Here is a 13107-nt window from a genome sequence, read left to right on the forward strand (position 1 = left end):
GGTGACCATGAGAGCTCGCGAGGCATATGTTCATATGCACCTTGGCGGGGAATTTATCTTGGCCGGCCGCCTGCGCCACTATGAAGACGGACGCTTCAGCCGCTGTCTTTTCGAGTATACAAACCGATATCTGGACAGGAAGGACGCTGTTCCTGTGGATCCTGTCCAGCTGCCCTTGAGGAAAGAGCATACCTTTGAAGGGCCTGAAGGGGGCACTCTTTTTGGCGGGATCCGTGACGCCTGCCCTGATGACTGGGGGAGGCATGTGCTTGATACCGCCGCTGAAGGATCAGGCTTTACTCTCTCAGAGTTCGACTACATGCTTTATGCAGGACCCGACCGTGTAGGCGCCCTGGGCTTCAGTCTGGATCCGGGAAGCCCGGCTTTTTCCGATGTTCCGAAATGGACTGCCAACCTTCCCGGTACTGAACTCGACCTTGAAGGCATGCTGGAAGCCGCTGATACGGTTGAAGCGGCTGAATCACTCTCTCCAAGTTATCGCCGCTTTTTTGTCCGTGGTTCTTCCGCTCTTGGCGGGGCCAGGCCCAAGGCCTCCGTCGAAATGGACGGCCAACAGTGGATTGCCAAATTCAGCAAAGAGCGCGAGGCATGGCCGACATGCCGCATTGAGCAGGCCAATCTTGAGCTTGCCGGACTCTGCGGCATCGAAGTGCCGGCAACCAGACGAGTCACTGTATTTGGAGATCGGGATATTTTCCTTATCCAACGTTTTGACCGTGATCTTAAGCAAAAGCATTCGCAGCGCATCCCTTTTGTGTCAGCCATGACCCTGACCGGGCGCCAGGATCTGGGAGAACCTACCTCTTACGGAGATATTGTCACCGCTATGCGCCGTGACTTCTATCAGGCTGATACAGTGCGCGAAGATATAGCTCAGCTCTATCGACGGATGGCGTTCAACGTTTTCTGTAACAATTCGGATGACCATGCGCGTAATCACGGCTTCCTTTTTGATCTGGGAAGCCGAAGATGGCACCTGTCTCCCGCGTATGATGTGGTTCCCCAGCCAGTGATGGAAGACTCCGCGCGGATGCTTCACCTGGGCATTGGCCCTGAAGGCCGTATCGCTTCAATCTCTAATCTCCGAGCGGCAGGCCGCGCTTTTGGACTTTCCGAAGATCGCGTTTCAGCCATTCTGGAAGAGGTGCGGGGCACGATACGACAAAACTGGGAGCGGGTATATTCTGGAGCCGGCGTAGACCGACGCCACTTCAACGAATTACGCAACTGCTTTGACTTGGCCCTCACACAGGACTTAAACAACTCTCCAGCTGAGGAAATCTTCCCTTCCCCCCGTCCTCGCCAGGGCTAGCCGGGCGCTGTCCGCGCTGCCAAGAATGAACACTCACGGGACCCAGTGCAATGCTGGGTTTTTTCTTATTATCGAGAAAGATATTGAGAAAAATATTATTTTTCAATAAAATCAAGAAAAAGAATCCTGGGGGTCATAGCAGAATATGGGGTTGGCCGAAGCAGTTAATAATCTATTGCAGGCTCTACAAGATGAGGAGTGTGCCCTCGTGAACATGGATGCCTGTTACAGAGCCTCACGAGAAGGCCAACTCAGGTATGCAAGGCTTGATGTCATGAAGGAGTACGGCGAAAGCCTGCGCAAATCTTGTGAGCGTGCGATCAGCGGTGCAAACTCTTCTGCGATTGCATCAATCTCGCCAAGACTGGACTTAAAGATCGCAACGAATTCCAGCCTTTGGTTGGAAATTAAAGGTTTCATCCACAGAACCAGCAGCTACGCAGCCAAGGCTTACGTTAAAATGGAGCGGGGCCGGAAAAATGGCGAAAAATATCCCCCCAGCTACAGTCAACTCTGTCGTACAGACCTTGAAGGTGCCAGGCTTGCAATGAGGATGCTGCGATTCTCAGTGGCAAAAAACATTGAAAGTTCTTTTGACATAAAAGGAACATAAAAATTTTTAGGAGCATGGTAGAGGAGGGATTCCGCCTTTAGATGCTATTTTTCTGCTTCGCTCACGTTCTTAAAAATTGCGTCAACCAGCATGCCTGCCCGTGCTTCCTCAAAAAGTAAATCCACAGCCTCAGGAGGAAGTTCCAGAACAAGGGCGTCAAACTTTGCGCGCGGCATATTCAGCTTTTTCCAGATGCGCTGTTGCTCGTACTGTTTGCGCGTCATGCGCAGATAAGCCCAAGGCTTATCCGCGCTCAAAGCATCTTTAAGGGGCCTTGGCATCATTTCCTCCTCTTTCACAAACCATCTGAGCCCAGAAGTATGGGCAACCTTGCCCTTGGGGCAACCCCAGGCAACAGTATGGCAGAAAAAAACTTTACTTTCAAAAAAGTGCCACTTCATTGGCCCATTGGCCTGAGTCGAGATAAACGGAAATCAAGTTTGACCTGACCGCCCAGAGCGCAGCTCAGCACCTTGAGAGTGACCATGGATCTGACCATGCCTAAAATTTCATATTATCTCGTCCAGGTTGATGACGGTTTGAGGATCAGACGTACCTGTCTTCGCTCCGGCGAATCTCCTCGGCGTCAAAAAATATTTTACTCTTGAAAAATTATTTGCACATTTTGTGCGTTGTGAACCTTTGACGCCTGACGCGCAATCCAGCTCCCTGAGAGCACTGGGGGCAGCCATGTCGAACGAGTTGTATTTCATCGTTAAAGGACAAATTCGGAATGAAAAAGATCTCTGCGACAATATGGCCCGAATGCTTTCGCATGCCTGGAGGGCCGGACGCATAAACGAGAGATCTTTTGAAACTGATGACAACCCCACTTCGCGGCTTTTCTTCAAACATCTAGTGACCAGAAACATCAATGCGGCTGCCGACCATATTTTGAATAGACAGCTCAGAGAAAATAGACCTCAATTTTTCCAGCCGCGGAACGAGAAACCATTGAGGTATTTCCCGCATATTAACCCAGACCGCGCGCACAGCGGCTGGATTGCCCAAAGTCTGGAAGACAACAGTGAGAATCGCTTGGCCATCGGCGTCGCCGGCATGCTGCTTCTTGAAAGTGCTGTAAAACGTGAACTGGCTGGAGCGTGTCCGGCATCCCTGGTGAGCAATGATTTTGATTCTCCTGTTTTCCTGGCGGGGCGTGATCTCTTTGAGTATTGCGTTTTTTTGGATCAGGATTCCGATCTCAGGTCACTGGCGCGCGACACTATCTTTGCCTACTGGCGCGACTATATCGAAAGACAGTCTCCCTCAACAAATGAACGCTGGTGGGTATTCAACTCCGATCCTGGCACAGGTGCATTCATCGCGTGGACAAAAAATGAGGAACAAAACAGGAGCAGTTCGTTTTTTTTCATTTTTCCCCCGTCCTCTTCAGACGCACACTATCTTGTCTGCTGCAGCAGAGAGTCGCACAAAACACAAAATCCTCCTGCCCCTCTAATGCGGGTTGGCAGACATAAAGATTCACGGCAGGCCTGCGATGCCGTGGTGGAGGCCCTTCTCCCACGCCTATCGCCTTCGAAAAAGCCTGCTCCACGCTGCTCATAAATCTGGGACGGGGCCGGTTTGGATTCCGGCTCCGTCCCAGGGAAACTAACTGCGCGGTGGGCTTCCCACGGTCAGGCTTTCAGCTTCAAGAATACAGGCCCCTATGGCATATGCCTGATGCGGCAAGATACCATTGGCCAAAGCACGCATCACCGGCACCCAGGCTTTCGCCTGGGCCCGCGATGTCCAAAACGTCTTACGTGCGCCAGCGACGGGCCGTGGCAAAGTGTCCAGGTTCTGGGCAGCCCCATCATCCACTCGATAAAATATGGGGCCGGGGTATGCTGAAAGCGCGCCGCTTTTTGTTTTCCGGTCAAATCGTATGCCCAGCCAATCATGTAGGATTTCAGATGACTGGCCGTTTCCCAGGTTTCGCGGGAGCGTAGCGAGCGTTCGTACTTGATGAGCGCGACCACTGTTGGGGTAGGCAACAATGAAAAGCCTTTCACGCAGGTGCGGGGCACCTGCCGCGGCAGCGGGCACAATATCCCATTCCGCATCGTACCCGCAGCCGGCAAGGTCCCCAAGCACGATTTCCAGCCCCTTGGAGAGCAGCCCGGGAACATTTTCGATGATCGCATAGCGTGGCCGCATTTCTGCGATGATCCGTGCATACTCAGACCACAAACCACTCCTTGTTCCCTCTTTGATCCCTTCACGTTTCCCTCCCAAACTGACATCCTGGCAAGGAAAGCCGCCACAAAGCACATCCGCCTGCGGAACCCGCGCATTAGTCAGGGTTTTCACGTCTTCAATTATCGGAATCCCAGGCCAGTGCCGGTTTAGAACTGCCCGGCAGTAGGGATCGCACTCACAAAAAAACAGATGCTTGAATCCGGCCCAGGTAAGTCCAAGATCGCACAGGCCGGCACCGCTGAACAAACTTCCAACCGTAAGCATATGACACTCCGTAGAGGCTTTCCAGAAGCGCGGGGTTGGTGTTCATAACTACTTTGGACTGAGGGCTTTCTTCGGCCCGGAACCCCCGTTTTGTGTGACGTTCCCATCGGGAATGGAAAGTCTTTCCACTACGTTCCGAAAACTGATAAGGGCTTTCTCCCACTCACGCAGGGGTATCTTTTCCTCAGCCAGAGGGCAGGATTCATCTTGATCTCGTACCCGTTGCGATTTGAAGACCAAGGAATCCTGCTCAATACCAAACTGTAACACCAAGTGGTTTTGAGGATCATTATAAGGTCTGAGCCTGGAAAAAAGCACGCCATGATAATCTTGAGGCATGTCGTCAATCAGCTTTATGATGTCCAGTTGACGATAGTCCCAGAGTAGTTGTTCAAAGGCAGGCCTGAAACGAATAGTGTCGAATATGTTCCGCATTCCCTCAAGCGTTTCATTATATAAATCCGACACCATGTAATGGCCGGCAGACCATACTTTTGCTTTTATGACAGATGGAGTCGCACGTGATGGTCCTGGAAACCTTGCCAAGGCAACATCACTCCTGTGTAATTTCCATGAATTACACTCGAGTATTGCCTGCTGTATGGCACTGGTAAGGTCTTTCGCACAGCGGACATTGTCATTGACGTTATCCGCGAAGCATCGACCCAGCCGTGAATCCAGGAATGCCCTGGTGAATTCTTCTCGTGCTCCTGATTCCTTCCGGAGCAGGTCCATTGCGATAGGCCATGCGAGTGAGGCCAAATCACTCCGAATCGTGCCATAGAACCCAAAGAACGGATTTTGGGACTGAAGCGTCATAATTGCCTCCTATGGCCGCATCCGGCGCTTTTTCTGCTCCGCTGGCTGCGGCACTAACTGGGCTCATTTTTTGCTTTTGGGATCTGACAAAAAAGGCCTCTTCCTAACGGAAGAGGCCTCGCGGGCTCTGGGAAGTGGATATGCTATGGGCGCTGCCTGGGCTTCCGCGGGGGAGCAGGCTGCTCCTGGGCCTGCGATTCTTCAGCCGGAGGTTCTTCAGTTGCGGATTCGGGCATTTCCCCGCCCTTTTCGTCCAGGCGGGCTACGTCGACGTTTTTGGCGCCTTCCGGTACGGAGAAGCTGGACACCATGCCGTTATTGGAGAATTCGACAACAGCCTCCATGGCCCGTGCTTCAATGTATCGCTCGCCTTCCGGGTCGACTTTGTATTCGCAGCTCATATTCTGCGCGCGCCGAAAGGCCTTCAGCTCATAGTTATTGTCGGTCACGGTCAATGGAAACTTGCTGATGGAGATCCTGCTGTATGGCAGAAGATTGAGCTGAGCGTCAGGGAATGCCTCCAGGATGGAGGCGATCTTTTCTTCGACAACAGCCGTGCGCTCCTCAACGCTGGCGGCCTGAGCCCGGTAAAGCTCGGCAGGGGACACATCAAGAGCGGCGACCACCCCGCCATCAGGATCCAAGGCTCGGATAAAGAGTCCGGGCTGTGCCCGCTCATATTGCTTCTGCGTGAGTTCGTCAGTGACAGGTTTGAAGAGCTCCTTGGCGTAGTAACCGGCCACGCCCTCCATGGCCTGCGCGAAGTCCCCCGTGATCGGCGCGGCATGCTCATAGAGCCGGACAGCGCCGTCATAGCGCTGCTGGTTCTGGCAAACCTCGAGCATCCGCGCATCCACGTTGAATTCAAGCTCGTCGTCCGGAACGGCGCCCTTGAGCTCTTTACGGATCTCATCGCGTTTTTGGCGAAGAGCCTTGGGCGTGTAAAGCTCCACAGAGGCAAAGCCAAAGCGGAGCTTCTCCTTGGTTTCATCGGCGTTTCTGGTGAGGACGTTGATCCATTCCGTGACGGCCTGCCCTTCACCCGTCACGTGGCAGGGGAGCCGCAGTACGGCACCAGGCTCGATCTTCATGACGTCCCGGTTGGGCAGCCGGAAGCCGGATCTGAGAGCTTCAAAATCTTTGCGGCCCGTGTTTTTCGCCTTTTCGCACTCCATGTCCATACGAACTTCGATCTGTTCGCGGCTGGGATAAGCCTGGCCGATGATGCCCACCGCCTTTCCGTCTTCCATGACGAACTGTTTGATATGGAGGAGTTTGGTGTCGGGATAGGAACTGGACTTGGACTTCTTCGGTGTTTGTCCAAACGGTTTCATGCTTGCACCTCATGCAAGTTTGAATGAAAGGCCCAGCTCCACGATGAATGAAAAATTATAAAAATCAAGCAATTTTTCTTAAAAATAGGAAAAGCGCAGTCCCAATTACATCTCGGGCCGAGCGACATCCGCGCCCTTCGGGATCTCCGCCGGCTTCACCCGGAGCAAATCCAGACAATGCGGCATGATGGGAGGAGTTATTGTTTCAACATCCACGAGCCCTTTTGCACCCGGACGCGCTTTCAGCGTTTCATTGAGCGCAAGATGGCCGGCATCAAGCAAAAACAGCAATGTCAGCTGTGGCAAAGCCCTGGGCCCGAATACGGCCCTCTTGCCGAGAAGACCATTTCTGTCCGGTATGACGGTGACATCCGAAAGACGCTGGGGCCCGAGCACTGAAGCCATGCTGAGCGCCTGTTCGACAAAAGCCGGCAGAAGGCCTGAAGGCGACATGGCCTCATTCAAGGAAAACCCCTCACTTTTGTAGAGAAAGAGGGTTTCCGGGAACTCCTCTTTGAAGATCTTTGTCAGCAACTGCTCCATGACTACCCCCTCCTCATTCGCGGTCTGGGCTTCCCCAACGCTATCTCCTCAAGGAGATCAGGCTCGAGTAAAACCTGTGCCACACTTGGTCCTTCAAAGATAACCTGAAACCACATATCCCCTTCCGGGGTAAAAACTATTTCCGAAGTATCAACGCCAAGATCGCTTTCTCGAGACATGTCCGGCCTCTCCCAAGCCACAATGGGATCTTTCAACGTACCCGCCGTCAAGCTGTCCATGTCCTCCAGCCCATATGTTATGCCGAGCGTTGCCGTGGAATACATAATGCTGAAATTAAGCTGCGGCCGGCAGAGCAGTATCTGATTTCTAAGATCCAGCATGCGCCTGGCTGTCGTTTGCGGGACTGAAAGGCAGACCCCGGTGATCGGAAGGTCGCCTTCAGGACCACCTATCATCCCGGAATAATAATACCCTGAAACGACTTGCTCATGGGGGTGACGGCTTCCTTTAAAACTTAGACGCCGCGCTCTGGTTACTGTTGATGCCAATTGAGCCGTTTGTTTTTCCATAATGCTTCCCTGGGCGTTGGCCCGCCAGGGGCTCAGGGGTTACTTTGAAATTTTTCAAATTAAAATAGAAAAATCAAGAATTTTTTCACAAAAATTGACAAAAAATCTTTCCAAAAATAACATAAAATCATGGAAGTCCTTAAAAGCCCAGAGACTGAAGCACAGTATGGAAGCATCGCGCTGCGCCTCCTGGAAAGGTTTGCGCATGATGCCGGCGATGGCCGCACTTGGCAGACGGCCCCACTGGACGTGGCGAACTGGCTTGAAAATTCCGCAAGGGAGAAAAAATGGTCGCGCCGCACCTTGGGTCTATACAGAGCAAGCCTTACATGGTTCATGCGGCAAAACGGGCCCATTGAGGCTGTGGAGTCCATCAGAAACGTGCGTTTGCATTTGCCTCTCCATGGGATCGCTACTTCGGGCAAAAAAATTAAAAAGCTTCCGCCCGAAAGGCTATCTCGCTTACTGGGATACCTTGATGGATCTTTAAATCCTCTGGATCATGTCATTGGTGATTGGCTCAGAGCCGGAGTCGCCTCCGGCCTTCGACCATGCGAATGGGAGAAGGCGCGACTCCATGGGCTCAAGCTGCATGTCAAGAATGCCAAAGGAAATGCCTTTCGAGGAAACGGCGAGAATCGAACCCTTGAATTTGTGCTTCCAGAGCACAAAAATGAGATAAAATTTATCAGGCGCTTTTTGGTCGACCTCGATTCCTGGAGAGAATCGGACAATGACTTCAATACATTCTACGCCGCCTGCCGGAAACGTCTCTACTATGTGAACCGGCATCTCTGGCCACGCTCCGGCCAGAACATCTGCCTCTACAGCACGCGCCACCAATTTGCCGCGGACATGAAAGCTTCGGGCCTCAAGGCAGCCGAAATAGCTGCGCTCATGGGTCATGCGTCCGACGAGTCCGCCACAATCCATTATGCTCGTAAGCGAAGTGGGCATGTCCGGATCCCGCCCCGCATTTCGCCCAAAGAGATAGCCACCGTTCGCCGCAACGTGCGTATGCATCCGTCGACTCGTGGCTAGCTCTGTTGATTTTTTTGAAAAATTATGAGAAATTTTTCAACATTCTCTTTTGGAGGGATACGGGCAGAATGCTTTCTGGAGGAACGCATGGCTGAAGATGACAAGACCGCCACCACAAAAACGAAAAAAGAAACCAGAGCGCCTTGGACTTGGGGGGAACTAGCGGCAGACTCGTCGCCCACGCTTCAAGTTCTGATTCTCCGATATCTTGCCAATCCTCAGTGTGGCGGATATTCACGGGAAGAGCTTCGCAAACTCGGTAAGGCCGAGAGTGTTGAAATTGTGACCCAGGCGCTGTACGGACGTAAACGGCGCGCTGCGGCCACGCTCGTCAAGAACATTGCCGAATCTCTCGGCAGCTCAATTGAAGAGCTTACTATCGCGGCAAAGGCTTGGCGAAAGTCCGGCGGCGAAGAGCCAGAGTATTTCGAGACCATCCCGCTCCGCGGCTCAGACATCGAAAGGAAATACTATTTTCGCAAAAACTGGCTTCAATCCATGGGTACACGGGCGGAAGATTTATTTGCCATCAAGGTGCCGGATAAACTTTTAGCTGAGTATGGGCTTTACGAGGGCGATTTATTGCTTGTTGATTCCACCGATAAGCAATTCTGGCCCGGTGCTTTTTTCATCGTTGAATGCAAGAATATGTTGCGCATATATTGCGGCAGCGTGCAGTTCAACGAACAGTATTTATGCGTTGACCGGAGGGGTGTGCTCAAACCCATGCTTTTCTCGGAAGCCAACGTCCTTGGACGCGCTATCTGGAGAGGCACCAATCTCCGGTGAGCAGGCCGTCATGAGTCCCGCGCTATCCCTCCTGTCTGCCCATTCGCGGAACTCCCCCCCTTCCTCCCGCTGTTTTAGAAAAATATAATTTTTCACTTAATTTTTCTTGAAAATCGACAAAGACAATGCTACTTTTTTTGGGTCGCACGGGATCTAAATCCGGCTGCGGGTGAGCAGATCGGATTTTGATCGTTACGGCGATCCAGGCAGCTGTGGGCCTCCTCCTTTCAGCGCCTGTTCCTCTTAGCGGCAGCCCTACCAGGGCTGCCGCTTTTCATATCGCCTGCTTGCTCAGGGCTTCCGCATCGATGCGTGCTTTTGCGATCTCAAAGTATTGTGCCGACAACTCGATTCCGACAAAGTGGCGCCCCGTTGCCATACAAGCCACTCCAGTGGTTCCACCTCCCATAAATGGGTCTAGTACAACGCATTTTTCTTTGCTGATCATGAGCAAGTCCTGGATAAGCTCCACGGGCTTGCTTGTCAGATGCACTTTTTTGGCGGCAACGACAGAGTGGCTGAACACCCCAGGCAGGCACTGCCTGGTTGTGGCAATAAATGGCCCTTTGCTGGCGAAAACAATAAATTCAGCCTGCTGGCGAAATCTCCCGATCATGGGACGGCAGGAATTCTTGTTCCAGACCACAATACTCCGCCATGTCCAGCCTGCTCCCTGCACCGCATCTGTCAATGCCGGCAGCTGCCTCCAATCCGAGAATACCAGCAATGGCGCTCCGTTCTTGGCGATGCGCCAACATTCTGAAAGCCAAAGTGTGCACCAGGTCACCCAGCTTCGCTGGTCTTTGCTATCCCCCAGCATGGGAGGATATGTGCGTTTGGTTCCCGAGGTCTGGTACTTTTGGGCGGGATCATTCTGGCGCGCCGAAGTCGATTGCCCCCCGCTGGCATACGGCGGATCCGTAAGGACCATATCGACGCTGAAGTTGGGCAGAGTTTGGAGAATCTTGAAGCAGTCCCCTTGGTACAGGGACAAAGACGGGAAAAAAGACATTTCCACAAGCTCCGATGGCCATCTGGGGGCTCGGAGTTGGGATGCAAGATCCGCAGAACTTTGGCTGAATTGCCGTTGGAGAAGCTACTATGGATCTTTTGACTCGTAAAGATGGGAGCGACTTCCCCTCCGGGATTCGACGATTCTTATGTCCTCGAAAGGGAGAAATTCCCTTTTCCCGTTATACGTCACGGCAACGTACACTTTACCGTCCATGCCCTGAATTGGAGGCATGACGGTCCATCCTGGATAATAACGCGGCATGTCGTCCGTGCCCCACTTACACACGGTAACGCGGGTATCTTTCGGGAGATCGAAAGGAACGGCTGGTGAGGAGGTTGCGGCACTCCCTAGGAGAGATTCCAGAAGCGGCCCAGTGGCCAAGGACTCAGGCGTAAAGAATTTTTTCCCGCCTGTGGGAAGATTTACCCACCGCCGCCCGATCCGGATTCGAAACATACCCTCGGGGCCGCCATAAATCGGAGCTGGGGAAAGCTCGATAAGCACATTTTTTTCCCCGCGTCTGGCAACGCACACAGAAGCACAAAATTCTCTTTTTTCATTGAAGCCGGACATGGATTCCCCTTCGCCCTGTGCTCCGTAAAAAGAGGGGAGTGAGTCCCCTATCCGCGCAGCACATCCACCGGCAAGGTTTTCGGCATATCAAGCCGCTCAATATTCAAAACACGGGATGCATCCCTGATTGTGCAGAAATACAGTGGGATAGGGATGTTTCCAAAATTCCGGGTAGCCGCCCAGATGATGTTTTGCAGGCCCTCAAAACCATCCAGGGAAAAAATGCTGCCCAGTATCTCTGGATCCTGATCCACAGCATCCAACAGGCTGATTTGGAGTCCAAGCGCTGCCTCAAGTCTGACCCGGAGCGCTTTTTTCATGGCATAGGCTACACGCAGGGTCAGGCCGGTATCCGCGGTTCCCGGCTCCACAAAATTTCCGGCATTGGCAATGTTGACCTTATAAAAGCGCAAGAAGGCATGATCCTGAGCCGCGAGATTTAATGCCGCGGAAACCTTTGCCTGCGCGTTGTAGCCGTAAATCCCGGTAAAAAAATCCTGCGGGAGTCCCGGCCCGGATACTGGCACGGGCGAAGCCACGATCTCCGGCTCATCGGCAGTGGAAACGATCTGCCAAGTCAGTAGATTAGTTGTTATGCTTTGTTTTTTTTCTTTGTTTTGAGCCATGTTTTCTCACGCACAACTTCGTCAAATCCGCTGAAACCCAGGTGCAAAGCCTCAGCATGAAGAACCCGTAAATACGTCAGCAGCGCTGAAGTGCCATACGCATCAAGACTTCGGGACAGAAAATAGGCAATCCGGAAGGTATAAATCTTTGGCTGGCGAGATTTCAGTTTCCAGGAGGAGAATTGAGCCTGGTTCGCTAAAAGCAGCAAGCGCACAAGGTGGGGAGACTTTTGCATGCGCCCCAGTGCTTCCTTGAGCCAGTCTTCGGCCTCAATTTCATCCAGAGGAAGCTGCCGGATGGCTGTAACCAAACGGTGAAAAAGCTCCATCATATCAGGCATCTCAGGCATAACATGAACAACCGGCAAGGAAGCCAGAAGGCGGATCAGCACGCTTTTCGAACGATTATTTTGCCGCGATCCCCAATTGAAACACCATAAGGTTTCAGGCGTATCCCAACCGAACCGGATTCGGACAGATTCCAGATCATTGGCCCCCACCGGCCCACTTTTAATGAGACTTTGAGGTACATTCCAAGCGCGCCTGCTGAGGCTGCCCCGGCCAAACAAAAGCCAACTCAGCGATACTCCCCATTCATAAAGGAACGCCAAGCCGGCCCCGTCTAGTCCGAAAAAATCTTCCCTGTATCTTTTGAGGAGCGTGGGAATAAAGTCGGTTACCTGACTGCTTGAACCGCAGGACTCTATAAGCATGAACTTGACCGCCTTCTGCAGCCGTTCATGTATACCCTGCTCAAAATCACAATAATCAGCGTCAGGAGCATTCCCCGGCTCAGTATCAAGGCCAAGATAAAATTCCGGCCGACACTTTTGCTCAAGGCAGGAAATCAATATTTTTTTCAGTGTGTCAGAGCCGTTTTTCATCATGTCAGTTTACCTGAAAAATAAATTTTGAAAAGTACGCTACCGCCTGAGCATCCCGGCAGCTGCTGCTCGCGCCTGTGCCGATGTGTCCCTCACCTTGATGCCTCCAGCACTGTTACCGCCCGATACACCAACATTAGCTGAAATGCTGCCGCCCAAATAGGAAACATTCATGCTCTGATTAAGTTTGTCCACCGCCTGTTGCGTTGCAAGGCGCGTTGCCACGCACAACGCGCCCAAAAGATCCTCCAGGCTTGGAAGGCCAATATCGGCAAAAAATATCTTTTCCAAATCGGCAATACAGTTCTTTACGAAATCAAAACCTTCCGGTTGCACCGAATCGTCCAGTTTGTCACGCAGCCTCTGAACTTTTTCCCTGACTCCCGCAGCGGCACCGGCGCCCGCGCAGGGGTCACAGTTCGGCCAGACGCCCTTCGGCACGGAACCGTCGCCGCAGGCAGGATCCAAGGCCAGTCCCGGCGCCGCGCTTCCCAACAGCATGCAGAATGCCAAAGCCATTGCCAATGCCGCTTTCATA

General features: G+C 52.6%; 15 protein-coding genes. 5 read left to right on the top strand and 10 right to left on the bottom strand.

All coding sequences use genetic code 11. From position 1 onward, the window contains the following. Positions 1–7: 7 nt before the first annotated feature. The gene (locus tag AXF13_RS07995; RefSeq protein ID WP_062252406.1) at positions 8–1333 is read left to right on the top strand and encodes a type II toxin-antitoxin system HipA family toxin; all 1326 of its coding nucleotides are present in this window, start codon (positions 8–10) and stop codon (positions 1331–1333) included. A 208-nt stretch (positions 1334–1541) separates the two neighbouring features. Further along, positions 1542–1946 (top strand): hypothetical protein, encoded by a 405-nt coding sequence (locus tag AXF13_RS08000; protein WP_150116111.1) that lies wholly within the window; start codon positions 1542–1544, stop codon positions 1944–1946. 44 nt (positions 1947–1990) lie between these two features. Here AXF13_RS08000 and AXF13_RS08005 read toward each other — a convergent pair whose 3' ends face one another. Then, positions 1991–2347, bottom strand: a complete 357-nt coding sequence (locus AXF13_RS08005) for a hypothetical protein (RefSeq protein WP_150116112.1) — start codon at positions 2345–2347, stop codon at positions 1991–1993. 289 nt (positions 2348–2636) lie between these two features. On the opposite strand from AXF13_RS08005, the gene AXF13_RS16625 reads away from it, so the two are divergent. Beyond that, the gene (locus AXF13_RS16625) at positions 2637–3515 is read left to right on the top strand and encodes a hypothetical protein (protein WP_150116113.1); all 879 of its coding nucleotides are present in this window, start codon (positions 2637–2639) and stop codon (positions 3513–3515) included. A gap of 45 nt (positions 3516–3560) precedes the next feature. Here the strand turns inward: AXF13_RS16625 and AXF13_RS08010 are convergent, their stop codons facing one another. From AXF13_RS08010 to AXF13_RS16635, 5 genes are all read right to left on the bottom strand, one after another. Beyond that, positions 3561–4415, bottom strand: coding sequence for a DNA cytosine methyltransferase (locus tag AXF13_RS08010; protein ID WP_062252412.1), 855 nt, complete (start codon positions 4413–4415; stop codon positions 3561–3563). Positions 4416–4463: 48 nt separating this feature from the next. Continuing rightward, positions 4464–5234: a hypothetical protein gene (locus tag AXF13_RS16630; protein ID WP_150116114.1), complete on the bottom strand. Its 771-nt coding sequence runs from the start codon at positions 5232–5234 to the stop codon at positions 4464–4466. 143 nt (positions 5235–5377) lie between these two features. After that, entirely contained in the window at positions 5378–6568 is a 1191-nt protein-coding gene (locus tag AXF13_RS08020; RefSeq protein ID WP_062252416.1) for a hypothetical protein, read from the bottom strand. A gap of 105 nt (positions 6569–6673) precedes the next feature. Continuing rightward, entirely contained in the window at positions 6674–7111 is a 438-nt protein-coding gene (locus AXF13_RS08025; RefSeq protein WP_062252418.1) for a hypothetical protein, read from the bottom strand. A gap of 2 nt (positions 7112–7113) precedes the next feature. Then, positions 7114–7641, bottom strand: coding sequence for a hypothetical protein (locus AXF13_RS16635; protein ID WP_150116115.1), 528 nt, complete (start codon positions 7639–7641; stop codon positions 7114–7116). 129 nt (positions 7642–7770) lie between these two features. On the opposite strand from AXF13_RS16635, the gene AXF13_RS16640 reads away from it, so the two are divergent. Together AXF13_RS16640 and AXF13_RS08040 are read left to right on the top strand one after the other, a co-directional pair. Beyond that, positions 7771–8682, top strand: coding sequence for a site-specific integrase (locus tag AXF13_RS16640; RefSeq protein ID WP_150116116.1), 912 nt, complete (start codon positions 7771–7773; stop codon positions 8680–8682). Positions 8683–8769: 87 nt separating this feature from the next. Continuing rightward, positions 8770–9471, top strand: a complete 702-nt coding sequence (locus tag AXF13_RS08040; RefSeq protein ID WP_062252423.1) for a hypothetical protein — start codon at positions 8770–8772, stop codon at positions 9469–9471. A 274-nt stretch (positions 9472–9745) separates the two neighbouring features. On the opposite strand, the gene AXF13_RS08045 is transcribed toward AXF13_RS08040, so the two are convergent. The 4 genes from AXF13_RS08045 to AXF13_RS08060 all read right to left on the bottom strand — a co-directional run bounded on the left by AXF13_RS08045 (position 9746) and on the right by AXF13_RS08060 (position 13106). Continuing rightward, complete coding sequence (locus AXF13_RS08045) at positions 9746–10483, bottom strand: DNA-methyltransferase (protein WP_062252424.1); 738 nt, start codon at positions 10481–10483, stop codon at positions 9746–9748. 623 nt (positions 10484–11106) lie between these two features. Beyond that, positions 11107–11685: a hypothetical protein gene (locus AXF13_RS08050; RefSeq protein ID WP_150116117.1), complete on the bottom strand. Its 579-nt coding sequence runs from the start codon at positions 11683–11685 to the stop codon at positions 11107–11109. Beyond that, positions 11652–12572, bottom strand: coding sequence for a hypothetical protein (locus AXF13_RS08055; RefSeq protein WP_062252428.1), 921 nt, complete (start codon positions 12570–12572; stop codon positions 11652–11654). Before AXF13_RS08055 ends, AXF13_RS08050 begins: the two co-directional genes overlap by 34 nt. Before the next feature lie 36 nt (positions 12573–12608). After that, entirely contained in the window at positions 12609–13106 is a 498-nt protein-coding gene (locus AXF13_RS08060) for a hypothetical protein (protein ID WP_062252431.1), read from the bottom strand. Position 13107: the final 1 nt, after the last annotated feature.

This window comes from Desulfovibrio fairfieldensis, from assembly GCF_001553605.1.
GTDB classification, from domain to species: domain Bacteria; phylum Desulfobacterota; class Desulfovibrionia; order Desulfovibrionales; family Desulfovibrionaceae; genus Desulfovibrio; species Desulfovibrio fairfieldensis.